Source organism: Shewanella sediminis HAW-EB3 (genome assembly GCF_000018025.1).
GTDB lineage: Bacteria > Pseudomonadota > Gammaproteobacteria > Enterobacterales > Shewanellaceae > Shewanella > Shewanella sediminis.
Window position 1 is genome coordinate 3,644,305 of record NC_009831.1, and the last position, 25,419, is coordinate 3,669,723.

The window sequence follows — 25,419 nt, forward strand, 5'->3', positions numbered from 1 at the left end:
CAGCTAAAAGTTAAAAGTTAAAAAGCTTTATGCTCTAATAACTCTAATAAATAGCGACCATAGCCTGATTTCACTAATGGCAGAGCTAACTCTTTAAGTTGCTCTGCATTAATATATTCCATGCGATAAGCTATCTCTTCTGGGCAACTGATCTTTAAACCTTGACGCTTTTCGATTGCACGGATGAATACTGCAGCATCTAACAAATCATCTAAAGTGCCAGTGTCTAGCCACGCAGTACCACGCCCCATGCGCTCAACTTTTAAGGTGTTTGCTTCTAAATACTGTTCAATTACATCGGTAATTTCTAACTCACCACGTTCTGATGGCTGAACATTTTTTGCAAACTCCACCACTTTACTATCAAAAAAATACAAACCTGCTACGGCATAATTTGATTTAGGCTTTACGGGTTTTTCTTCAATTGAAATCGCCGTGCCTTCTTCTTTATCAAGCTCGACAACGCCATAGGAGGATGGATTTGACACATGGTAGCCAAACACGGTTGCTCCACTCTCTTGAGCGTTTGCATTTTTTAATGATTTAGGTAAATCATGGCCATAAAAGAGGTTATCACCTAGAATCAGGGCTGCAGGTGCCCCTGCTAAAAACTCTTCTGCTAAAATAAAGGCTTGTGCTAGGCCATCTGGGCTTGGTTGCTCTACGTACTCAAAAGAAACACCCCACGCCGAGCCATCACCCAATAAATCTTTAAAGCGAGGTAACTCTTCAGGTGTAGAGATAATCAGGATCTCTTTAATTCCTGCCACCATTAAATTTGAGATCGGATAATAGATCATTGGCTTATCATAGACAGGCATTAACTGCTTACTCACCACTTTAGTTAATGGGTAAAGACGAGTGCCAGAGCCTCCGGCTAAGATAATCCCTTTACGTTGTATTGTCATATTTTCACTGTCTCTTGTTTATCTGCTAAATAATTTTCCATGACGGAATCGGTTGTCCCTAACTGCTTCGCCACTCCCTTTTCAAGCCATAGACAACGTTGACACAGTTTCTTTATCTGCTGGATACTATGAGATACAAAAATAATTGTTTGCTCGTTATTGGTTATTTTTTCTTTTAAAGCGGTTTCTGCTTTTAATTTAAAAGCACTGTCGCCCACACTCAAAGTTTCGTCAATCAGCATGATATCAACTTGAGTAAAGATGGCGGTAGCAAACCCTAATCGGCTCCGCATACCTGCAGAGTATGTTTTCACTGGTTGTTCAAAAAACTTACCTAATTCGGCAAATGCTTTGACTTGCTCGATGATCGGTTGTGATTCCTGCTTACTATAACCATTGAGTAAGCAACTAATAAGTGCGTTATCCCGGCCACTGAGGTTATTGTTAAACCCTAAGCCTAAAGCGAGTAAAGAACGTGTTGTATTAGGTGGGCAGATTACCTCTCCAGAATCCGGTTGGATAGTACCTGCTAACACTTTTAATAGTGACGACTTACCGGAACCATTACGACCTAAGACTCCAAATACTTCACCTTTTTGTACCTCAAAAGACACATTATCAATCGCTTTATGAGTAAATAGCTTTAAAAAACCAGAACGGGTTTGGTATTCGAGTGTTAGATTGCGTACAGATAAAATAGCTGAATTGTTCACATGAACACCCTGCGTGTTAACAGACTATCAAACTTCTTTAAACCGCCAAAACCAGTCAGTATCAACCCTAAAGAGATGAGTAGCGCTGGTGCAAATGTCATCCAGTTAAGCAGTTGTCCATGCATCAACACTTGTCTGTAACCATCAATAATGACGGCAAGAGGATTAAATAACAGTATAATCTTCTGCAGTTGCGGATCTGCAATGTCCCCTATACTCCAAAAGATACCGGAGCAAAACATCATTCCCATCATAAACATCGACACTATCATTCTAAAGTCTGGTGCATAAGTGACGAATAAAGTAAACAGACTCGATAAGCCACAAATAAGCAGGTATTGCAAAAAAATGAGAGGAATTAATTGCCACCATAAACCAAAGTCGTGATAGCCATTAAATATGACAAATGAGATCAATACTGCAAATGTAACCAGTTGCTGATACGCCGCTTCATGTACATTGACCAGCGGAAACACAAACTTAGGGATTGGCCTCTGGTTTATCAAACCTCGGTTCTCAATTAATGAGTTAGCTGCTGATGTGACACTTTTAGAAAACCACAAAAATGGGATTTTACCGATAATCAAAAATATGAAAAAGTCTTCACGACCGCGATTAAGCAGAAATTTAAAAACGAAGTAAAACATCAAAACGAACAGTAGAGGCTCTAGTACCCACCATACATAACTCAGTAATAACATATTCGCTTTTGACTTTAATTTCATGCGAGCCATAACATGGATCAAAGAACAGTATTGAAAAAAATGCATGAGAAATATTTAAACCTTATTAGAATACTTAGTTGCTGAATCTATTTTTTGTTCCAACATGGCAACTCTCTGAACTAAACGCTCTATTTTTGCCCTATCTTTGGTTCGCTCGATATCATTGAGAAGTGCCTTTAGCAGTAAGATAATGCAGGCAAATAACACGGGTAAAATGGGCGGGTAACTGATCCCAAGCAGTTTCGCAGCGATATCGGAAAGTTGAGGGAATACCCCTAAAATTAAAATTAAGACCGACAGAAGCGTCCAACGAATGGCTGAGCCAGGCAAAATATTGTCACGCCTGACTAAAATAAATGCAGTAACAAAAAAAATAATTGCTATACCTGCTGAAAATATTTGATAGTTTTGCACTTGCCCCACTTACGATTAACGATTTAAAGAGGATTGACATTGTAACTCACTGTTTTTACGTGCCTTACTGATACAAAGAAGACTAGTATGAGTCATATAGTAAGCCACCGCCCACCAAGAATGGAATATACGTGAAATTCCATCTTGTCTCGGTTCCATTTCAACCTTGACCTCATCAAATGATAAGCCGAAATTTTTAAGCATAAGAAGTACACCCACATCTTGGTACTCTAGTAATGTTGCTTCACGTGTACTTAACACTGACATAGCCGCTCGATTATATAGTCTCAGCCCCGAGGTAATATCCATAATTTTCACACCTGATAACTTACGGAATAAGCGCCAGGCTATATGACGAGCCACACTCCCCCTTTGGGTACAAGAGCCGATCACAACATCGCTATTAGACGCTTTCTGAAATGAGGTTAATGCTAAAATTGAATCAGGTAAGTGTTGCCCGTCAGCATCAAAGGTTATCACGCGCTGATAATCATTCTCATAACAAAAACGAATACCTGTTTGCATCGCCTTCCATGCACCTAGGTTAGTCGCTAATGGCAGTAAAATAACATGTTCAAACTGTTTAACTAACGAAGAAGTTGAATCCGCACTGCCATCATCAACAACAATAATATCAAAGTCACTAAACGGGCGTACCGACTCGATTACTTTACAAATCGTTTTCTCTTCATTAAATGCGGGAATAACAATAGCTTGTTTCATAGCCGCCTCAGAGTCTTACTAACATTTAAGACACGCTACCGCCCATAGGTAAGGTTCCCGTATCCCTGCATTTTTAAATTTTCAGTCTCGAAATTTCGAGGTCGACAGTATAACAGGTCTAGTCAAAAAATCGATTCAGATATAGCTATAGATATATCTGAATCACACGCAGCTGTTCCCGACCTCAAACATGGTTAATTAGCAGCCAATAGTTTCATCTTAACGTCATCCCAATAGTAGGAAAATTCAAACTTTCATTGCGGTTTCAGGGATAAACAGTGATTTAAATAATTTTTTGCATTCTCGTTATGTGCATCAAGTTTTATGGCTTTCCGGGTCAAACCTATCGCAAAATCACAGTAGCCCATCTTAATGTAGCCATAGGCAATGTTACTCAGTGTTAGACTTCGATCGTTGGGCCTTTTGATGTATTTTAACGCCATCATTCCGGTGTTTACAGCAGACTGGTACTTACCTTGGTTAAACAGCAGCAGCATAAGGTTATTGATACTGGTTACCGTCAGCTTTCCTTTTTGCATATTTGAATTCACGGCACTAACCAGGAGTTTCTCAGCTTGTGCTAACTCTCCCACTTTAACTAATTCAAGCGCATAGGAAGTCATTGCTCTCGGACTATCAGGCTCGAGATTATATTCATTTTCAGCAAACGCATATGGTTCTTGCCACTGAGTGTTTCTTTCAAAAGTCATAACAGCGAACATTCCGCAGATTAGTAGAATTACGGCAGTGATAATTTTGTTTGATTTGTCTTGCTTGTCAGATATATAAAACAACAGACCGCAGACAGCCAATGTTAAACCAATATTCGGAAGATAGGTGCGGTGCTCAAAAGCCAGGTCCGTTATCGGGATGACAAAAGACTCTACACTGTGGCCTGTGTAAAAAACTATGATACCTACGCTGAAAAGAGGCAAATGCTTAGCCGCGAACAGTGCTGACAAGATTAGAGTCAGATGAGCCAAAAGTGCTGCAAAATGGATCCCTGAAGAAGTTTTTGCTATATCAACGCCCATATCAAGTTGTAGCGGATAAGGTATGAAGAACTTTAGAATATATTCCCATATCACCAAGGTTTGAGTCACAAAATAATCGTAGCGGGAGATCGCAGCAGTCTCTTTAGTCATACCCGATATAATTTCTATGACATGAGGGATAAATGGGTACGCGATAGCTAACGTGACAAAAGTTGCGGCAAAACCAACAAGAAGCCACTTCTTAATTACCTGTTCAGCATAGATAAGTTCGTAGAACACAATAAATGCAAACAAGACGATGAAGTTTTGCTTCGTCAACAGGCCAAGCACACAACTAAAAACAAACAGCGATAGCCAAATAACCTTCCGATTGCCATATCGAAATTTCAAATAGCTATAAAGGGCCACAAGGTAGAAGAGGGTAACCAGTGAGGCCAGCCTTTGAACGATGTAGGTGACGGCCTGAGTATTTAAAGGATGCAGCAGCCATATAAGGGCTACTGTTGAGGCAAATATATGTTGTCTGGGTAGCGACCAATCACCTGCAAAGCACTTTAGCAGTTGCTTAACTATAGCGAAGATGAGTAAACCATTAAGTAGGTGTATGGCGTAGTTAGTCAGGTGAAAGCCGAAAAGATTCAGTTCAGATGTCTGCACATTGAGCCAAAAAGAGAGATAACCAACAAATCGCATTCCGTATACTTGCCATATCTGACTCATAGTGCCAGTTAATAACAACGGATTTTCAGCAATCGAGACTCTGTCATCGAGATAGAAAGGAACGGAAAAACTTGGCCAGTAAGCCAGTAAAGATGTGATAAAAGCTAATATGACAAAAGAGAGACTCGGATACCGGTTAAAAATAACTCTTATCTGTTCCAACGTTTTCACCTTTGCCTGTGTCTAATAAAAAACTCAGAGACCTCTAAAGTCTACTCTACATGGACATTGAATTTTCCAATAAAAAAGGCGAGCTAAGCTCGCCTTTTTTCAAAAATAATTAAGTAAAATTACTTTTGCTTGTACTGTGAGTTAGTCACTGTACCACGGTCAACACCACCAACATTGTATGCAGCGTAGATGCTGATATCTTTGTCTTGTGCGTTAACAGTAACGGTTAGAGAAACCTTACCTTTAGTGAAGCCTTGAGCTTCTAGGGCAGTTTGAACTGCACCAGCGATAGCTTCAACAGTACCCGCTTTAGAAACAGCTACAACACCTAGGTCGTAGTCGTTACCAGCTTCGTCGAATGCCATAACTGAAACGTCAGCGTCCAGAGAACCTTCGTTAGTTACGTACATGATCTGCGTGATTGAATCAGCATAAGGCATGTAAGGAACGTTAACTACAGCACCATCTAGAGTCCACTCACCAGCATCAGCAGTACCTACTGAAGCTGAACCAGTTGAAGTTCCATGAGTATAAGCGTAAGAAGCAGCAACTTCGAAGTCTTGAGCTAATAGAACGACAGCTTTAGTACCTGTAGGAGGCGTAAGAGTTACTGTATCAGTAGTAATTACGTTTGTACCGTAGTTCAAAGTAACTTCTTTCTTAGCATCATCATAAGTTGCTGTACCGCCTGCAGAAGAACCAATAGAGCCGATGCTCTTAGTTAGATCCCAACCAGCAAGGTCAGCTTTAAGTGTAGCAACAGTACCGTTGTTAGTAACAAGTTGCTGCCAGCCAGTTGTTGTGATTTGGCTGATAGAGTAAACCATTGAATCAACGTTGCCGTTGTCTAGTTCTTTACGGTTTTTAGCTACCAAAATAGTACCGTCAAGCTCAGTACCAACTGAAATCTTACCAAACTGAGTCTTAACTAGAGTAAGAGGACCAGTACGGCTAGCGTTAGTGCTGCTTGAGCTGTCTAGATCATCACCAGTTGAAGTTTCAGAGCTAACAGTTACGTTGATTGTACCACCTGCAACTGCTGTCGCTTTAAGCGCTGCAGTAGTTGGAGTCAATACAATTGTAGCGCCTAGTGTAGTCTTACCAGTTTCAGTACCAAACTGGTTAACTGAAGTTACACGGTAAGTAACAGTGTCAGCAGTTTGGTTCAATAGACCCAAAGCCATACCAGCGCGGCCAGTAACAGCAGCAACGTTAATTTGAGCTGGGAATACGTTAGTTGTATCTAGTGCACCAGCATCAAAAGTATAAGTTACCTTATCACCAACTGCGTAAGCAGCTTTAGTCAAGTAGCTGATAGCAGCGTAAGACTGAGCAGTAATAACAGCACTAACACCTTCTTGTGAGTAAGTTACTGGTGCAGTTGAAATATCACCAGCAACAGCTGTACCACATACTGCAGCAACAGTAGCTGCTAGTAGAGTGCTCTTGAAAATCGTTTTCATTTTTGTCTCCAATTTCATGAAATTTAGAATTATCCATTTCCAATTAAGGGGTAGTGTGGACTCTTCTTTTTGTTAAATTTAACGTGGGTAAACCACCTCAACACCACCCTCTTTTCTAACCCTGACAAGAAAAACCAAGAAATCCTTGAATCTTCAATTATCAATACTAAATGTAGTAATGACTAGTAATTACTATACCTAGTAATACTTCGGCTAGAATCAAGTATGCTATTTACACAATAGCTACGCAGCATCTTGGATGCTTACACCGGAACCAATTCTAGAGTGTAATTAATTTGTGTCAACCTCTAAAACCGGAAAAACTGTTTACTTATCAACCAAACGAGGGTTTTCTTATACCTTAGATAAACAATATCTTACAAGCCTGTAATCTATCTCCGTCTGTGGGCAATAAGTTAACAGCAACAGATATTGTGAAACCATTTTATCAAGGGAGCCTGTTGTCACAAGTAAAAACTCACTTTAAAGCTGTAAACATTGATACGAATCACTGAAATAACACCTCAGCTTAAACTTAGCGCCGCAACAAAACATTGTAATAACATCGTTGAAACCAACATCTTATAATATTTTAGTTTATGACTCAGTTAATCAATGAATTCAATGCTGTTGTATGCCCCGTATATTAACGGAACATTTAAGATACATAGCCAGCCGATGGTTTGAACTGACCGGCCAGAAATCAAGGGGGTTGCAATACAACTAAATTGTTACCTATTAGATTTATATACTTTACCAAGGCTCAAAAAGGAGAAGCACATCACACTTCTCCCTTACAAAAATTAAACAAGTTATTCGATATCTATGTTGGTCAAGGCCTTCTGGAACTGATTCAGAATCCCATTCCATTGACTCGAACGCTCGACAATCTTTGGCGTAACCATGATGACCAACTCAGTTTTGGTATTGTTCTTTGAATCCGACTCAAAAAGAGCACCTATTAAGGGAATAGATTTAAGATATGGTACACCTTTATTGCTGTTTGTAGTGTCGTCACTTATCAAACCACCCAACAAAATCGTCTGCCCGGTATCTGCAACCACCTCTGTTTTGATACTTCGGTCGAAAAAGGTCGGGTTACCTCCCTTACCCACCGGGCCGACGACCTGGTTGGAGATCTCCTGATTAATCTCCATGATAACCACACCTTGCGCGTTTACCGTTGGCGTCACCGTCAATTTAATCCCCGTTTCACGATAGGTGATATTTTCGGTAACCACCTCACCACTTCCACTAGATGAACTACCACTACTGACCGGGATCTTGTCGCCGACATTAATGTTGGCTTCGGTGCCGTCACGAACAAGCAGAGAGGGTTTAGATAGAATGTTAACTTGGGAGTTTTCTTCGACAAATTTGCCAATAATCTCATTTGCCCCCGACTTCCAACTAAAAGTCCCTCCCACAATTTCATCTAAGCCTAATCCGCCCTTGGTAGACCCGCTAAAATTACCACTGCTGAGCGCAAATTCGAAACCACGCTTAAATTCACCAGTTAATTTGACTTCAGCAATCGTCACGCTTAACAAGACTTGCTTTGGCAAAATATCCATTCTTTGCACGAGAGGAAGGATAGATTGATATTCTGTACCCGATGCATGAAATATTAAAGAGTTAGACCGTGCGTCGACGACCAAGGTCATCTTATCGTTACTGGTTAGAGTAGACATAGAGCTATTATTATCCACTACCGATGAATCTTTATTATCTTTACTCGATGTTTTTTTACTATTCCCCGAATAGCTCTCCCCGCTAATAAGCGGAGAGATACTGTCACCCAGATCGGATGCTCGAGCGAACTTTGGTGTGTAGATATGATACTGACGCTCAGTCCCTTTACTGGGCTTGTCAATTTGTGCCGCCCAATACTCGACTCTATTTAGCAACTCTTGCTCAGCCGAGAAAACAGCCACTGACCCTAGTTGACTTAACGGCACAAACAATAAGTTACCGTTATTACTACCCGGTTTAGGGATCTCGATACCTTCCGTTTTAAGTAGTTCTGTGGTCGATGAAACAAAATCATCAACCGAAATAAAAACTGGAGATATCAAGGATATATACTTGCCTCTATTGGAAGGTACATCAAGAAGGCGAATCAGATCGAGTGCTCGTATAATTTGATCGCGTGTTCCCTGAATAAACAATGCACTTTGTTCAAAATCTGGTGTTATTTTCGCATCGACCAAGCCGTTTAGCGTTCTCTCGACGCTAATCCGAACACCATATTTAAGTGGAACAACCTGCAGTACCTGCCCGGAGTTCTGTGGTACAGATTGGCTGTCTCGCCCAAACCCCATGGCGACGCTGACTTTACCGCCTTGTGGAAGCTGATATATGTAATAGATACCATCATTCAACCTAATGCCAACTCTTTGTTCCTGTAGAACCTGAGTGGTCATTTCAAACAGTTTTCTGGGACTGATTTTACTTGCTACATTTAGGGTTATTTTAGAGTTTTCTACATTTTTACCAATAACATAATCTATCGAAAGTAGATCACCGAAGACATAATTCAAGAAAGATTTCATTGTCATATCATTGACAGTAACAGAAAGTTCTTTGCTATCGCTAAAATGCCGATTTAATCCTTCAGAGGAAACACTAACCTTTTCTCTGGATAACGGACTAAGTTTTTCAACCCCTAGCTCTCCAGACATTTCAGACTCTTCATCCGTCTGAGTTGTCTGTTCTACTATACCATCGGAAAGTTTATCACTTTTCAGGTAAGAAGGTTTTATTTGAAATTTATCACCGGTTTCTAAATAGTCGACTTTATGCTCAGAAGTAGATGCACAATTCGTTAATAAAAGCGCACAGGACACGGCTATTGCCAGTTGGTTTATTTTCAAACCAAAAAAATTCTTCTTAACTAGATTCATGGTTATTCTTAATTAGTAAAATGTAATAAAAGTGTTTTATCGATAACGCTGAGTGATCTTATTAGCCAGCATTAACGAAAAGTTAGTTGTTTGGAACATGCTAAAAAATCGATAATTCCACTTTTCTGTCTTGCTCACTAAAAACAATTCTTTTTTCAGAGATATTATCGACAAGATACTCTCCGATGTTCTCACCTTGAGAAACCTTAATCTCTTTTACTTTGTTTGTCTTTATACTCGTTTGTAACAAAACAGCAAATCTAGATTTTTCGAAAAAAACACCCGATAGTACATAGGTATAATCTCCGATGAAAAACTTATCCAGTCTCCCTTCCTGATTCTTCATCTGCTCGGCTGTCATGCCACTCTTTTTAGTTTCCAGAATGTCAGAAGCCGGAGTAACTGGTGCTACAGGTTTATCATATTCAGCATACAGACCGATTATCTTATCATCGGTGTTATCAGAACTAGCTTGGGATAAAGCAATATAGCTCATATCTAATTCTGTGTTTGAAACTTTAGAATGATTTGAAATCATGATTCTATTGCTAAAATCCCAACTAACAACCAACGCCGTTATGCAAGCAGCAATAGCCCATGATTTTTGGTTAGATAGTTGCATCGACACTCTCCGCGGGATTGAAAAATATGACCATATTTCCGGTCATATATCCAAGCGATGCCTGAGATTGACCCCGAATATTCAAACCAAGATTACCAATCACCACACTTGGCCCCATAGCATTCACTTGCAAATGAAAGGCGATAAAATCGCTTAACATACCATTAAACTGGACTTGTAGCTGAAAAGTCGAGCCGTTATCGGTTTTAACAACATCTCTCCAGTTGCTACTGGACATAGTCAACTGATGCTCTTTAAATAGCGCTTCAAACTGCCGCTGCTTGGATATCTGATATCGACTGGCGTCATTGTATCGTTCAATGGTTTCTTTCGCTTTAGTCAAACTGACCTCTAACTGATCCTTGTATTTGACTAAGTTAGGTAGATCTTTGATATGGGACTGGGATTTATCAATTTTTGACTGTAAGTTTTTAGTTTCTAAAACGGCTTCATCTTGCCACTCGATAACGGGTACAACAATGAATTTCAACAGAAATAAAACTGCCAGAGCACCTAATAGTAAAGGTTTGTTATTCATCTAGACTTTCCTCAGCTGCCAGGGAGAACTTAATGATGAATGTCTCCTCATCACCCGTTTTTCTTACTGCCGTACTAAACTGAGGGGAAATCACAGTTTTAACATTCAATAGTTGCTCTAAGACCTTAGATGCCGACTTGGCTGACGCGCTAAAAAACACCTGTTGTCCGTTATAACGAATAAACTTAAATTGTATTCCTTGCTTGTAAAGGGGAGCGAATACTTGCCACATTCTGAAAGCAGGCTCTTCGCTTGAACTCATCGATTGATATTGCTCAATCTGATTTTGTAACTCGTGAATACTTGACTGTAACGTGAGTACAGTATCGATATCTTCTCTTTGATCTTCAATCATATTGCTGACAGTGGATAAACGGTAAGAGACGTATAACGAAGTGATTGCCAAATAACCGATGAAAAATGTCGCTATAGGCACAATTAAAGGCTTTAAAATTTGTCCCCAATCTTTTTTCTCCGCCGACGGTTTTACCCAAAAACCGGTCACTAGATGCTTAACAGAAATCTTCAAAGCATTTAACAGGTGGCTCAAAAATTCTTCAGCACTGATATCCAGCGTATTTTGAAGGTTCACACCTGCTGCTTGGGAGAAGATGGCCAGTGACTGCTGCTCGCTTGCCGAGGAGCAGATTTTTTTGGTCGTTTTAACCAGTTTTACGGGGCCCGCACCAGAAGGCGCTTGGTAAACACAAACCTGATTAGTTTCTAAAATGAAAGAGAGTAAATATGTTTCAGGCAACACCAGCATTACGCCTTTTGGCACAATATCTCTCGGGATCTGCCATATCATGACCTGCGTTTTACCGTCAGCTGTACTGATGATTTTGTGAAACAGGTGAAACTCACTTTGCAGTGACTCAATTTCGAATTGGATTGCCGCATTCACATCTTTAGTTAACGTGATCGGTAATGAGATTGCACGTTCAATATAATGCTGCCTGGCTACTATCATCACTTTAGCCAAGTTTGATCTTTCTATGGGTTCAAGACCATCATCTTGTAATCTGAAGCTCTGTTTTGAATAGTAAAACACGAACTTGTTGATGTATTTATATTTCAATATCTTGTCCAAACTTTTATTGTGAATAGTGACACGATTGAGTCTGCTCTCGCATATTACATTAATTTATTACTTGATATTCAATCAACGGATGCAGATTTAGTGGCTGGACCAAAATTTCAATACTTTTTTCAAGTATCACGTCATTTACATTTGATTTAAGACTAATTTTTAACAGGCCACTAGGCGAAAAATTTATCCCTTCATCTTGTCTGATACCAGATAACTGCTGAAACATAGAGTTAGAAAGTGAACTGGTCTCTCTCAGCGATATAATCTGATTAGCCTTATCAGCGCCGACAACTATAGCTAAAATCTCTTTTGGTGCAGTCATAGGGTTGAAATAAGTTTGTGGTCGAATAGTGACATACGGCGCCAGAGCCTCGACTAATTCAGGAGTAAAACCACGAATGTTCTGTGTTTCAGAATAAGTTTGTAATGGCATATTCGTGGGCATGCCCGGAGCCCCATAGTAACTCGCTTCAGCTCCATTAGCTCTTATTAAATCATCCCCATCTTGCCAATCAATTAAACTATTACTCGCAACAGAAGCTGATACATTTTCAACTCCCAGATAGTTTATCATTGATTCCAATAACTTTTGAGGTCTTCCTTTATAGAGGCTAATCAAACCATTTTGGTCTTGCATTGATACCTTCACATTTTCGTCAGTAGTGAAAGGTTTGCCATGAAAATTCCAATGTTGAGCTAATTGATTTTCATCACTTGTTTGCCCGGTTCTCACCTCAGTAAACAAGGCAAATAATAATTCTGACTCAGTATTTTTCAAATTGACTTGAGCTTGTACTCTATCGACGATAGTTGCAGCAATTATTATCTGGTTTTTGGCTGTTTGGGTAAACTGTAATGCCAAGATACTGATCACCATAGTGATCAACAATACTTGAAAAAGTGCCATGCCTTTTGACTTAGAGTGAGACATTAATGCTCCCATCAGTTACTTTCCCCTATCATCAAGGTTAACCACATCCCCTGATCATTTTGAACCGGAAAGCTGACAAGATTACCATCCCATGCCACTCGAATTGAGATAGGCATTAAATTTGACTGTACCGAATTATAATTAGTACGCCATACTGGTTTTTCATTTGTACCAGCTGATATCGGATCTTCACTTCTTATCTTTGACTGGGCACTAGACCAGCCAAAGGCACTAAAGGATATTGCACTTGCCTTAGCTATCAAAATTTTCTCATGCGTATAAACAATGTCAGTATTCTCTTCAAATACACTCAGCAAGGACTCTTGATACAAAAGATATTTACTACCATCATCTGACTCTTCTACTGATAATCTAAATACAACTGGTTGGCCGGGATGAAAAATTGAACTCTGTGTCACAGCTTTCAGCTCTGACGCTGAAGCAGAAAAGTAATACTTAGGATTATTCTTAACCTTGGATACATAAGGGATAATGGACATAATGACATCATTCAAAAGAATATGATCTTTTGTCTGAGATACGTGCTGAGAGAAATACCCAAGGCGTCCTTCCCATTTATTGGTGAAAACAGAAAAACTCCAACTTCCCAATAACATGATCATCGAAAGTAATGTCATAGAAATCAGCAGTTCGACAAGTGTAAAACCTCTGGATACTCGGATCATTTAGCTAACCAACTGATCTCTTTGAAGCTATAGTGCTTTTCTTTCGCTTCACTGCTAATAGTTAGCTCTACTTGCCAGAGGAAAAACTTTTCGGGTGGTACAACCCACTTACCTGAATCAGGCTCAAATCTTGCCGGTGGCCCTTTTTTGGATATCAAGGTTGAGCTCCAGGTATAGTTAACTCCTCCTATCTCCCCGGAGCCTTCTAGTGCTGTTGAAGCATTAGTACCTCTAATCTCACTTTTTATTGTATTGAGTATTAACCCCACACTGCCGCTAAAATTGACATTTTTTGAAGCCGTCAAACTAGAGATTGAAGCTGTTCTGTAGACGAGAGTCATAGCCGAAACGGTGATAATTAGAATCACACCTGCAACTAACACCTCTATCAGTGTGAAACCTTTCGAATTAGTCGGTAACTTGCGCATCGACACCCTCAATTAACCTAAATACATTTATCTCATCGATTTTTGAAGGCATTTCGACACTTAATATTTCTGGCTTGGGGTAGCCCCGACTGTTAAAAGTTATCTTTTGGTCACCCAATGAAAGATACTCAAAACTTGACTGTTTAAACAGTTCATTGCTCTTAAATAGCTTAAAGTGGCTATTTTCAAATTCAAAGGTATATTCAGTAGCGCTGGCAAAAGAGAGGTAACTTATTTTTTGTAAGTTATTTTTGAAGGCTATTAGTTCTGACTGTGCTTGAGCTCTATTAATCATTTGTATCGTCAATGGCCCAACCAAAGACATCACAATTGCCATTATAGACATAACAACTATGAGTTCTATGAGTGTAAAACCTCTGACCTTAGAATAAGTTAATGACTTCAACTTAAATCCCAATATCATTAACAGATACAATACTCATCATCATCACCACAACCACCGAACCTACAATCCCCCCCATAAAGAGGATCATCAAAGGCTCGATTAGACTTGTCATCTTATCGGTCCAATTTGAAAACTCGGTACGTGAACGACCAGCAATTTCCTCAAATACAGGCGCCATTTTACCACTCTCCTCACCCACTTCGAGCAGTGACATAAACAAGTCAGGAAATAGACCACTCTGCTTTAACGCAACAGTAATTGACTCTCCCTTACGGACTTTGTCTTTTACACCCGAGAGGTTTCTCGCGATAACACGGTTTTTAACACTACCCGCAGATAATACTAGGGCCTGATCTAGCTTAACATCCGAATTGAGCATCAAGGACATGCTACTGGCAAACCGGATACGTTCGACCAAATTAACAGAATTCCTCAGCACAGGAAGTTGCAATACAATGTCGTCAAACTTATGAGCAAAATGCCCCTGCTGCATCATCCAGCGAAAGCCGAAAGCTATGGCTGCAACGACGACAAACAGATGGATCTGATAGGATTGGATCCAGTCGGACACTCCAAGCAGAATTTCGGTATAGATGGGGAGCTCTGCCGCATCGGCAAACATAACGGTCAGTTTAGGTACAACAAAATTAAAGATAAATAGTACTGAACAGATACAGACCAACAGAATTACACTTGGATAGACAATTGCCTGTGTGATCTTACTCTTGAGCTCTTTTCTGTATTTGAGATCTTGAGCTAAACCGGCAAAGACTTCAACAAGATTACCACTAGACTCACCAATGGTGACCAGGTTGATATAGAGATTATCAAACACCTTAGGATGCTTAGCCATAGCTTCACTGAGGCTTTGACCTTTACGTACATCATTGGATAGTTTTTGTAGTAAGTCAGCCAGTGCGGTTCCTGACTTTGTTCTGGCAAGAACTGACAAGGCCTTGTCAATTTTAACGCCACTTTGCAGCAGCAAGCTTAACTCGGCGGTGACAAACTCTACATCGTCCAGCGTCACCACGTTATTGTTACCAAAGCTTAGCTTTATTCCTTCTGCAGCAACCGCTTTTTCGACGAGCTGCACCGGGCGAAGTTTATCTCTCAGTAACTGCTCTTTAGCTTGTCCAGAGTTAACAGCTTCCATTTCACCGGTCACAACTGCGCCGCTGGCATCGTAAGCCTTGTACGTAAATTGCGCCATTATCCGGCAACCCGAAGCACTTCATCTACTGAAGTGATACCTATCATGGCCTTATAAAGCCCATCTTCTAGCAAGTTTCGATAACCCCTTTTCTTTGCAGTTTCGCGGGCAACGATAGGAAAATGTTTATCTTTCGGTAGCATTTTTATCTCGTCATCACAGCGAAGGTATTCAACAATCGCAATTCGGCCGCTATAGCCACTTTCATTACAGTGCTCACACCCATTTGGAATATGGAGGTTTATTTCGACTCCACACTGATCTGCTAAAGGTCTTAACTGATACTTTTCAATTATTTTATCTGCATCGGGATGAGGTAGCGAACAATGCTTACACAGCTTTCGAGCCAAACGTTGCGCAATAACAGAGGTTATCGCCGCATTAAGTAGAAACTCTTCAGCACCCAAGTCAATTAAGCGAGTATAGGCACTGGCCGCATCATTTGTATGAACAGTACTGAATACCAGGTGTCCGGTGAGTGCAGACTGCATGGCGATTTGAGCAGTTTCTGAGTCACGAATTTCACCTAACATGATCACATCGGGATCTTGCCTGACTATGCTTCGAAGGCCGGCTGAGAAATCGAAGCCGATTTCAGACTGAACCTGAACCTGGTTAACCCCTTCCAGTTGATACTCGACTGGATCTTCGAGGGTAATAATTTTTACGTCACTATTATTAATGGAGTTGAGGAAGGTATATAAACTTGTCGTTTTACCACTACCGGTTGGGCCGGTTAGCAGAATAACACCCGCCGTGGTTTTAAGATCTTCCTCAATCAGCTCACGGATATCACCGGATAGACCGAGCACATCCATATCGTACTTAATGGCTTCTTTACGCAGAAAACGCATCACAATACTCTCGCCATCGTTCAATGGTAAGGCCGATACTCGAATATCAAACTCTTCAGAGGCGATCTTCATTTCGATTTTGCCATCTTGAGGCTTTCGCTTTTCAGCGATATCCATACCTGACAAAATTTTCAGACGTGATGCTATAGGTAGACGCATCTTTGCCGGGAGCATCTCGATATCTTGCAGTACCCCATCGATACGGAATCGAATTCGATACTTCTCTTGGTATGGTTCCAGATGCATATCTGAAGCACCAGCCTTTAATGCTCTACCAATCAAAGAATTTAAAAGGTTAACTGTCGGTGCTTCTGTAGCTAACTCCTTTAACCTTTCCTCTTCATCGGTAGATAGTTCATTATCAGCGGTTTGTAACTCTGCATCTTGATAATGACCGACTAATACCGTAGTCGTTTCATCATCGAGTACCTGCAGTTCAAACTGAATTTGATAAAACTCTAACAGTTGCATGATATCAAAGTTAAGTGGGTCCTGAACCGCAATAGTCCAAACACCTTTAGTCTGCTGAAGTGGGTACCAACCATGTTCAACTAATTTTGAAAGGTCGACTTTTTCTTCCCAAACTGGCGCTTGCCAGTCTTGCAAAGCGTTGATATCGACCAAGGGCAATTGTAAAAGCTTGCTATAAAGGCGCGGTAGTACCTCTTCAGACAAGGCTCCCATATTAACAAGAATTTTTTCAAGGCGACCATTAGCACGTTTTTGATAAGCAATTGCTTTTTCAATATCGACTGTTGATACGGCGAAGTCTTGCGTCAGTAGTGTTTCAATATTCATTATTGGTGGATAATATCTTCGTTATCGTCTGTGCCGCCAACTTGGCCGTCTTTACCTAAAGATCTCAGAGAATAAGGTAAACCACCTTCTCCTGGAGATTCATATTGGTATGGATTCCCCCAAGGATCTAATGGCACATCTTTTGGCAAATACGGGCCATCCCAACCGCGTTTGGTTGAACTTCTTAGCTCTTGCAGGTTAGCCGGATAAGAGCCTACATCTAATCTATATGTATCGAGTGATGTTTCGAGGTTTTGCATTTGAGCAACTGCGGTACTGCGCTGAGTTGAACTAACCTTACTGAACATTTTGGGTGCTACCAGAGACATCAGTAGTCCCAAGATAGTAATGACAATAAGTAGCTCAACTAGCGTAAAGCCTGAGTTTTTTCTACGTAACAAACTGCTTATCTTAACCATTTAAAATCTTACCTCTTAACACATAATTCGACTGCTAAATAAAGCACTATGAATAAAATTGACTTCTGAACCACGACAATATCTGCCAGGCATGCTGAATGGCATAACTATAGAGTCCAAAGATCATAATAAAACCGATAAACATGATGACTTCAGGAACATGATAAAGTTCAGATAATACGCCAACAAAGGTGAACAAGCTGGCACATAGGCTAATAATGACCAATGACTGCCTTGGCGTAAACCCTGCGCGCATAAAAATATGATGCAGATGGTCACGATCGGGTTTGAAAGGTGATTCACCTTTATTGATCCTTCTGAACATAATTGCAGCCATGTCCATTAAGGGGATAGCTATCAAGTAAAGTGCTGTAACCGGCCTAAAAGCATCTACACCATCATCGACCCCGATAACAAGTAGCCAGACAACCGTTAAACCAATAAGCATACTACCGGCATCACCCATAAAAACTTTGCGTAATATCTTAGTCGGCCAACCTAAATTAAACATTAAGTAAGCAACCAATGAGGCAATAAACAGGAGGGGTAAGAGGTACCAGTCACTGCCTACACGGCTTAACAGGAAAGCTAACCCGGCAAAGGTTATTAGACTGAGCATTCCGGCAAGGCCATCGATACCATCGACCATATTGAAGGCGTTAATCGCCCCGATAACCGCGATAACCGTAACAAAGACGCCTACAAAACTAAGTGAGATAAGCCCAAAGCCTAACAGATTACCTAAATCCTTGAGATATAGACCAGCACCGAAGATCATCATAGAGGCGATGATAACCTGAGCCGCTAAACGATACCTGACCGGAATATCGTATTTATCGTCTAATACTCCGATAAAAAGGATCAAGGACGCCGACACCAGATAGATATTGAGTGCCTGGCTATTGGGAATGAACATCATGCTTGTTGTTAAAACACTCAGGTAGATGGCAAAGCCGCCAATAAGCGGAACTTTTCCATCGTGTTGCTTCCTACCAGCAGGTACATCAACTAGGCCAAATCTTTCCGCGACGGGGATAACCCAGCGTATCGCCATAAACGAAACGAAAAACGCGCAACTCAAAGGGATTAGAAAATCCATGAATGCTTTCCTATCTTCTTACAAATGATCTAACGTTGAACAGAGCACAAAACAAGCACTACTCGAACTTTCAAGCAGTACCTGTTTTTGCACTACATGTTTGTAAAATAGTTAATCAAAGACTTACAACCCTCAATTAACTCAAAACATAACGGCCACAGTTTCTATTTAATATTAGAAATTGAAGCAAATGCAACGGCTGTATTATAGATGATACTGGTAACCTGAGTCCAAAGGGTTAAATTATCTTTGTATTCTGTATCCAGTGGTACAATAATGGTGTCACCCGGTTGTAAACGGTCTTCACTGCTAAACCACATTGAGCGGCTAGGTAGCATCACTGAGCCATTAGCTTTCACAACATAAGTTCTGCCATCGTCGGCTCTCTCTCTCACACCACCTGACATATTCAGATACTGATCCAGTGTTAACCCTTGTTTATATCTGTGAGTTGCTGCGTGCTGCACTTCACCCATTACTGCTATAGTTTGCTTGGTTGATGGCACGTAAAGAACATCAGAATCTTCCAACTGAAGATCAGCTTGTTCGATGCCAATTGAGATGGCTGAAAGGTCAACAACGAGACGACCAACGGCTTCGATATTCTCGAGATCCGTTAACATCAACTGGGCATCGGCGTAATTCACAACATCACCATCTTTAGAGACACCACGAGTAGCGATATCCCGTCGAAGCTGATCGGCTAACTTTTTAATTTCCAGCTGTTCCTGCAAACGGACCGATTCACGAACGAATACCGATGAAGGAAGATAAGCAAAGTTAGTAAAGCCACCTGCTCGCTCAACGACTTCTTTAAGCGTTTCACCACGGCGAATGTTATAGACACCCGGGAAGCGAACCTCACCACGAATTTCGACTGACTTGTTTTCCTGCCACTCAGGCGTGGTCATGATAGTCAGGATATCTCGGCCTTTTAATGTCAAGTTTGAGCTAGGCTCACCATTTAATGCCGCTAATAGTTCGATATTTTGGTGGGTGATGTTCGAACCATCTGCAACGGTGACGGTGCGAGTCAGTTCGGCTCTGGATGTATAGGCGCCCTCTTTCAGTCCTCCCGCCGCTTTAACAGCCTCTGAAATTCTGGCATTAACTGCGAGTGGATACATACCCTCGTGGTAGACCTGCCCCTTAATGGCAACTACCTGTACACCATCGCCCGAACGGCTCTGATGATTTAGCTTCATGATGATTGGATAAAGCAGTTCACTACGGTTCATCAAACCACTGAGTTTGATGAGTTCAGGATCTTCAAACAGGTTAGCCATCATCCTGTTGACTTCACCTTTTATAGCTAAAGCTTCGTCATCCTCTACCTGCTCTTTAGCTACTACCACGCCACCAAGTTGGCTGCGGTTGCGCAGTTTTTGATTTTCTAACTGGGAAAAACCTGCTTTGAATAGATCTTTCGAAAGAGAGCTGTCACCGACAAGTTGTACAACTTTTTCGACTCTTTCCCTAACGAGTTTATTGAGTTCGAATCGATTCTGTGCATCATCACTGAAGTTAAACACCATTACTATGTCACGTGGGCTGAGCTCTAAATCTTCTGTAGCCGCTTTGGTGATAATCGCCTGCGACGGTGCAAATTGATGCACCTCTATATCACCGTGCTTATTGATCTCTCTGATGATAATCGCATAATCGAGATCGGCAGAAGGCTGGAAATCGCCCCAGATTGATGGTAGCAGATCGCTGACCCTTTGACCTTGATACCACTGATACTTACCCGGACGAATTACTGCACCAAGGACGGTAATCGCATCTTCGAATTGAGTTGTAGCCGTTTTAACTTTAACAATGTCGCCAGCTTTGGCTATCACAGCTCGGCCTTTATCGGCTGTCAGATCGACATTCTTAATCGTTTTCAAACCTTGCTTATTGTATCTCTCGATACTACTACTTCTTGGATAGGCAGCGCCTTTGAGACCACCAGCCATGGCGATAACCTCACCCATGGACTCTTTACCTTTAAGCTCGTAGATAGCCGGGCGTCGGACTTCACCGTCGACCGAGACAAGCCCACCAACAGATGGAATGAATACCACATCACCTGAGCGCAGGCGCATGTCGTTCGATGCATCACCCCGCATCAGCAAATCATACAGGTCTAATGTGCCTAAAAGCTTACCTTTACGCTTGAGTTGGATGTTTCTTAACGAGCCAATTTCAGCAATACCACCGGCAACAAATAGTGCCTGAGTAATTGTAGAGAGACTGGATACGGTATATGAACCTGGTTTATAGGCATCACCGGCGATAAAGATGCGAATAGAGCGTAGTTCACCCATGGTGATATTGGTCTCTACCCCGATCATCTGCTGCTTAATACGTGCCGAAACCGTCTTACGCAGATCTTCAAACTTCAAACCAGAGACTGAGATTGGACCCAGTTCAGGAAACTGAATGTTACCGTCACGACTGATGACTAAGTCATACTCTTTATTCTCTTTACCATAAAGCTGAACCTTGATGTTATCACCAGGGCCAACCAGGTACTCACCCGGTACCGGAATATCCGATACAGGTGCGAAAGTCATTGGTTCACCTTCAAACAGGTCATAACCGTATGGCTGTAATTTTTTTGTATCTTTATCTTTTTGATCTTTTAAGAACTGAGTGACTTCATCTACGATGATCTGCTGCTCTTTCAACTCCTTCGCTTTTTCATCTTCCACTTCTCTTGGGTTGATAATTGACTGATTTTCAAACCCTTCTTGAGTAGTGGTAGAGTCAGCATTTAGCATTGATGGATCGAGCCCATATTGCTTGGCAAGCCTTTCTTGCTCTGCCTTAGGTAAGGTCTTGAATTGCTCGATCATTTGCGGTGAAGGGGTAACAGCCTGAACCGCCCCACTTGCTAAACATATAACACCTATGCTTACTATAATGAGTTTTTTTACTTTTAGTAACACCGCACTCTCCGAGAATCAAACCAAAAATCGGTGCCCACAAAAAGGCACTAGCTAAAAAATAAATCGGCAAATTCAAACCTATGAATTCACTTTCTTAAACATAAATCAATAACTGTTCCTACTAATTTATAGGCTGGAACCAGCAAACCAATAAATTTTCAGATAAAAATTTCGCACGATTATACGCCTTTAATAACCTCAGTACAGTAGCACATCAAAACAAACTGACTAAAAAATCATTCGTTTCCACATTGAAAACATAAAGGCAACATAGAACCAACTCATGCTTAACGGAGACAACGCCACATTTGAAATTAATCAGAAGGCTTGACGATAGACATGGGAATTTTAACGCTCTTCATCTCCCCCATTATCTCAAATAGAACATGACAACGCTTATCACCACTTTTTTCTTGAAAAATCCCTTCAAGAGTAGAGAATACTCCTTCAGTCAAGCGAACTTTTTCACCGGGATTAATCACTTTGGGTTCAAACTCTTCATTGGAAGACGAACCGATATCGGTTGAACCTTGAGTCATCGAGTTCAACTCGTATTCTTGTTGTCGAATTGCATCTATAATCCCGTCGTCGATTGGTGTCATCAACTCCTTACAACCAACAACCTGAACAACACCACGGGTCGAATTTATTCGACTAACGCTTACCTCTTTGGGATCAAACTTAATAAAGAGGTAACTTGGGAAGAGTGAAGTTTTCACGACCGAAACTTGACCCTTTTGCTCCTTTTTGACAGCAATAGTTGGTAGGTAAGTTTCAATATTTTGAATAGTTAAATTTTGAAGTGCTCTGGATTCTCCGCGAGGCTTACAATATAAAAGATACCAAGCTTTCATCACATTTTTACTCTTTGCATTATTATGCCTATACGTCCTTTTAACCGGCCATTTGCATCAGGATGCCTAATTAAACAGCCCTAATTGTCTCTATTAACCAACAATTAGTGATTTCCAATTCGATTTCATAATATCAAACTCCACTTCTTTTGTGAAAAGAATTCCACAGAGCAAACTTTTAAGAGTCTAACAGGCTAAATACTCGCCACTCGGTCCATCTAAATTGACATTTGCAGCCTGAAAAGGGTATATAAGATGGGTTTCGTAGGATTTATAACTTCAAATAGTAAAATATAACAATAGTCTGTGACACACTTGTTAGCGGCCTGGGCACATAAAGTTCTTACAATCATGTATTTAATGTAAGCGAGTGCTCAATTGGCATGTAAGGTTACAAGACTGTAAAACAAAGTAGTAACATTTTTCTGTGGCGACATTTGTCCCGCAGGCAATCACAAGCGAAGGTGGAAGACTTAATGAGCGTAGCAAAACCCCAGGGGACGATGCTAGGGCATCCGAAGGGATTGTTCCTGTTGTTTACAACAGAGTTATGGGAACGATTCAGTTATTACGCAATGCGTGCCATTTTGGTGCTGTATTTGGTAGATAAAGTACAAACAGAAGGTGGTCACGGTTTAGGTTGGACCAGCGCAGACGCAATCTCACTCTATGGTACATTTACCGGTTTAGTTTATCTGACTCCCCTCATCGGTGGCTGGTTAGCCGATACATATCTGGGTCAACGCCGCGCCATCATGATTGGTGGTGCTCTGATGGCAGCCGGTCAATTCATCCTTGGTACACCACATGCGTGGGTACAGGGAATGGAGACTCAAGTTTTCTATCTTGGTCTTGGCGTACTTATTCTAGGTAACGGCCTGTTTAAGCCTAACATCTCTACCATGGTTGGTGACCTCTATGAAGAGGGCGATCATCGTCGTGATGGCGCGTTCACTATCTTCTATATGGGTATCAACGTCGGTGCTTTCCTTTCGGGTATCATTGTAGGTTCGGTTGTCAGCGCCTATGACGGCAACTTCCAGATGGGCTTCCTCTGTGCCGGTATCGGTATGGTCTTCTCTTTAATCATTCAATTTGCCTTCGCACAACGTTTACTCGGTGATATCGGTAAACACCCGGCTGCCAAACTTGAGAAAGAGAAAGCGGCAGCCAACGGTCAAGAAAATGTAAAAAAAGAACCTTTGACCAAGGTTGAGCGTGATCGCATTAAGGTGATCATGGTCATGGGTCTGTTCACTATCATCTTCTGGGCTGGTTTCGAGCAAGCCGGTGGTCTGATGAACCTGTTCACCAACGACTTTACCGACCGTATGATTGGTGGCTGGGAAGTGCCGACCACTTGGTTCCAATCATTGAACGCCATGTTCATCGTGATTTTCGCGCCGGTGATCGCCTCTATCTGGATCCGCTTGGGTAAGAACGAGCCGAACTCTCCGGTTAAGTTTGCCTTAGGTCTGGTACTGCTTGGTGTTGGTTTCCTATTTATGATTGGTGCCGTACTTGAGATGGGTGGTAACCCGGATGCTAAGTCAAGCATGTGGTGGTTAGTAGGTGCATACTTCTTCCATACTATGGGTGAGTTATGTCTGTCTCCTATCGGTCTGTCTATGGTGACTAAATTGGCTCCGCTTCGCATCGCATCTTTGATGATGGGTGCCTGGTTCCTGTTCGTTGCTGCTGCAAACAAGATTGGTGGTATCGTAGGTTCATTCATTGGACACGGCGGACCAAAAGAGGAGCAGCTTGCTAACGCAATGTCTATCTTCGCCGGTATCGCCATCACATCGGCTATTTCGGGTATCATCCTCTACTTCATGGCTGACAAGCTAGTAAGCTGGATGCACGGTGCCGAAGGCCCGCATCATACTGAAGAAGAAGCTCTGGAAGAAGAGATCGCAGTGACTGCAGAGCATGAAGGTATACAGCGTTAAAAGAAGGTTCGAGACTCTAGTTTACTAGTACCGACCAGCTCAAACGAATAAACGCCGCATATGTATATGCGGCGTTTTTTATATCTAAAAGAAGTATAGAGTTACGAGTGCCTAGGTTCGAGGAGTTCAATTCGAGGACTAAAAGTAAACGTATCCCCAGACTATTCTAAGACTGGTAACTCAAGAAGAAACTTCAAACTTTGCCTATAGCAGAATCTAAGAATTTCAGTCTTCCTTAGCCTGATATCCTGCAGGGCATTCATACACTTCACCTTTGCGTATTTTGATCAAAGCAGCCAACATTGCGGATAACTGTTTGGTTTCATCTATCAGCTGTAATGCTTTAGTTTTATCGACTAAACCTATTTCAATGGCGATATATAGCTGTGTAACCAACTCTCCGGCTGAACCTTTGGAATAATAGAGGAATCTTGCAGAATCTTTAGGTGTGCCTCTCTCCTCCCCTTCTGCAATATTGGATGGGATAGAAAGAGCGGCTCTGGTGACTTGGTCCTTAAAACCACGATCACGACTACATTCAAAGAGTAATACCAATCGGTATAAAGATGTGACCGCTCAGCGAGAATTTAGCGCTTTCTAGGCAAGGCAACGAGTAAAGAACATAGTAATTCTACGTTTAAGCTCGTTAACACTGTATAGGAAGCGCTAAAACTCGCCTTTCAGGAGTGTTTTTGGCTGCCTACTTCTGCGTTAAATGACTTCAAAAGGGAACACCATTCTTTCACCCATTCGTCTTGAATTAGTTTGCCAAAAAAACTCTGAGTAGATCACTTTCTTATTCCGATTGGTATTAACATTACAGACTAAACGCGAAGCACGTTGCCAAACATCTAAGTTTTC

23 protein-coding genes are annotated in these 25,419 nt (G+C 41.3%); 1 reads left to right on the plus strand and 22 read right to left on the minus strand.

The annotated features are described in order from the left end of the window. Nucleotides 1–17: 17 nt before the first annotated feature. The 21 genes from rfbA to rfaH form a co-directional block, all read right to left on the minus strand. A complete protein-coding gene (gene rfbA / locus SSED_RS15800; protein WP_012143347.1) occupies nucleotides 18–908 on the minus strand; it encodes a glucose-1-phosphate thymidylyltransferase RfbA in 891 nt (296 codons plus the stop codon). Next, nucleotides 905–1,621, minus strand: coding sequence for an ABC transporter ATP-binding protein (locus SSED_RS15805; protein WP_012143348.1), 717 nt, complete (start codon nucleotides 1,619–1,621; stop codon nucleotides 905–907). Before SSED_RS15805 ends, rfbA begins: the two co-directional genes overlap by 4 nt. Beyond that, complete coding sequence (locus tag SSED_RS15810; protein WP_190273161.1) at nucleotides 1,618–2,346, minus strand: ABC transporter permease; 729 nt, start codon at nucleotides 2,344–2,346, stop codon at nucleotides 1,618–1,620. Before SSED_RS15810 ends, SSED_RS15805 begins: the two co-directional genes overlap by 4 nt. A gap of 54 nt (nucleotides 2,347–2,400) precedes the next feature. Then, nucleotides 2,401–2,760 (minus strand): DUF2304 domain-containing protein, encoded by a 360-nt coding sequence (locus SSED_RS15815; protein ID WP_150104352.1) that lies wholly within the window; start codon nucleotides 2,758–2,760, stop codon nucleotides 2,401–2,403. Nucleotides 2,761–2,775: 15 nt separating this feature from the next. Further along, the gene (locus SSED_RS15820; RefSeq protein ID WP_012143351.1) at nucleotides 2,776–3,483 is read right to left on the minus strand and encodes a glycosyltransferase family 2 protein; all 708 of its coding nucleotides are present in this window, start codon (nucleotides 3,481–3,483) and stop codon (nucleotides 2,776–2,778) included. Between the two features lie 254 nt (nucleotides 3,484–3,737). Beyond that, the gene (locus SSED_RS15825; RefSeq protein WP_012143352.1) at nucleotides 3,738–5,360 is read right to left on the minus strand and encodes a hypothetical protein; all 1,623 of its coding nucleotides are present in this window, start codon (nucleotides 5,358–5,360) and stop codon (nucleotides 3,738–3,740) included. A 128-nt stretch (nucleotides 5,361–5,488) separates the two neighbouring features. Further along, complete coding sequence (locus SSED_RS15830; protein WP_012143353.1) at nucleotides 5,489–6,832, minus strand: Slr4 family S-layer protein; 1,344 nt, start codon at nucleotides 6,830–6,832, stop codon at nucleotides 5,489–5,491. Between the two features lie 812 nt (nucleotides 6,833–7,644). Beyond that, entirely contained in the window at nucleotides 7,645–9,735 is a 2,091-nt protein-coding gene (locus tag SSED_RS15835) for a secretin GspD/PilQ domain-containing protein (RefSeq protein WP_012143354.1), read from the minus strand. 100 nt (nucleotides 9,736–9,835) lie between these two features. Next, nucleotides 9,836–10,357 carry a hypothetical protein gene (locus SSED_RS15840; RefSeq protein WP_012143355.1) on the minus strand — a complete coding sequence of 174 codons (522 nt, stop codon included), beginning with the start codon at nucleotides 10,355–10,357 and terminating at the stop codon, nucleotides 9,836–9,838. Then, complete coding sequence (locus SSED_RS15845) at nucleotides 10,344–10,895, minus strand: hypothetical protein (RefSeq protein WP_012143356.1); 552 nt, start codon at nucleotides 10,893–10,895, stop codon at nucleotides 10,344–10,346. The genes SSED_RS15840 and SSED_RS15845 overlap by 14 nt, the downstream gene beginning before the upstream one ends. Then, nucleotides 10,888–11,973 (minus strand): hypothetical protein, encoded by a 1,086-nt coding sequence (locus SSED_RS15850; RefSeq protein ID WP_041421737.1) that lies wholly within the window; start codon nucleotides 11,971–11,973, stop codon nucleotides 10,888–10,890. Before SSED_RS15850 ends, SSED_RS15845 begins: the two co-directional genes overlap by 8 nt. Before the next feature lie 61 nt (nucleotides 11,974–12,034). Further along, nucleotides 12,035–12,916, minus strand: coding sequence for a type II secretion system minor pseudopilin (locus tag SSED_RS15855; protein WP_190273162.1), 882 nt, complete (start codon nucleotides 12,914–12,916; stop codon nucleotides 12,035–12,037). An 11-nt stretch (nucleotides 12,917–12,927) separates the two neighbouring features. Continuing rightward, nucleotides 12,928–13,602, minus strand: a complete 675-nt coding sequence (locus tag SSED_RS15860; protein WP_012143359.1) for a PulJ/GspJ family protein — start codon at nucleotides 13,600–13,602, stop codon at nucleotides 12,928–12,930. Then, complete coding sequence (locus tag SSED_RS15865; RefSeq protein ID WP_041421738.1) at nucleotides 13,599–14,030, minus strand: PilW family protein; 432 nt, start codon at nucleotides 14,028–14,030, stop codon at nucleotides 13,599–13,601. Before SSED_RS15865 ends, SSED_RS15860 begins: the two co-directional genes overlap by 4 nt. Beyond that, on the minus strand, nucleotides 14,011–14,436 hold the full coding sequence (locus SSED_RS23715) for a pilus assembly FimT family protein (RefSeq protein ID WP_190273163.1): 426 nt from the start codon (nucleotides 14,434–14,436) through the stop codon (nucleotides 14,011–14,013). The genes SSED_RS15865 and SSED_RS23715 overlap by 20 nt, the downstream gene beginning before the upstream one ends. 1 nt (nucleotide 14,437) lies before the next feature. Beyond that, nucleotides 14,438–15,649, minus strand: a complete 1,212-nt coding sequence (locus SSED_RS15875) for a type II secretion system F family protein (RefSeq protein WP_012143362.1) — start codon at nucleotides 15,647–15,649, stop codon at nucleotides 14,438–14,440. Next, nucleotides 15,649–17,301 (minus strand): GspE/PulE family protein, encoded by a 1,653-nt coding sequence (locus SSED_RS15880; protein WP_012143363.1) that lies wholly within the window; start codon nucleotides 17,299–17,301, stop codon nucleotides 15,649–15,651. Before SSED_RS15880 ends, SSED_RS15875 begins: the two co-directional genes overlap by 1 nt. Beyond that, a complete protein-coding gene (gene gspG, locus SSED_RS15885; protein WP_012143364.1) occupies nucleotides 17,301–17,720 on the minus strand; it encodes a type II secretion system major pseudopilin GspG in 420 nt (139 codons plus the stop codon). Before gspG ends, SSED_RS15880 begins: the two co-directional genes overlap by 1 nt. 46 nt (nucleotides 17,721–17,766) lie before the next feature. Further along, on the minus strand, nucleotides 17,767–18,819 hold the full coding sequence (gene wecA, locus SSED_RS15890; protein WP_012143365.1) for a UDP-N-acetylglucosamine--undecaprenyl-phosphate N-acetylglucosaminephosphotransferase: 1,053 nt from the start codon (nucleotides 18,817–18,819) through the stop codon (nucleotides 17,767–17,769). A gap of 164 nt (nucleotides 18,820–18,983) precedes the next feature. Further along, nucleotides 18,984–21,752, minus strand: coding sequence for an SLBB domain-containing protein (locus tag SSED_RS15895; RefSeq protein WP_012143366.1), 2,769 nt, complete (start codon nucleotides 21,750–21,752; stop codon nucleotides 18,984–18,986). 314 nt (nucleotides 21,753–22,066) lie between these two features. After that, complete coding sequence (rfaH, locus tag SSED_RS15900; protein WP_012143367.1) at nucleotides 22,067–22,606, minus strand: transcription/translation regulatory transformer protein RfaH; 540 nt, start codon at nucleotides 22,604–22,606, stop codon at nucleotides 22,067–22,069. A 476-nt stretch (nucleotides 22,607–23,082) separates the two neighbouring features. On the opposite strand from rfaH, the gene SSED_RS15905 reads away from it, so the two are divergent. Beyond that, complete coding sequence (locus SSED_RS15905; RefSeq protein ID WP_012143368.1) at nucleotides 23,083–24,558, plus strand: peptide MFS transporter; 1,476 nt, start codon at nucleotides 23,083–23,085, stop codon at nucleotides 24,556–24,558. Nucleotides 24,559–24,783: 225 nt separating this feature from the next. Here SSED_RS15905 and SSED_RS15910 read toward each other — a convergent pair whose 3' ends face one another. Next, entirely contained in the window at nucleotides 24,784–25,113 is a 330-nt protein-coding gene (locus SSED_RS15910) for a four helix bundle protein (protein ID WP_012143369.1), read from the minus strand. Between the last annotated feature and the right edge of the window lie 306 nt (nucleotides 25,114–25,419).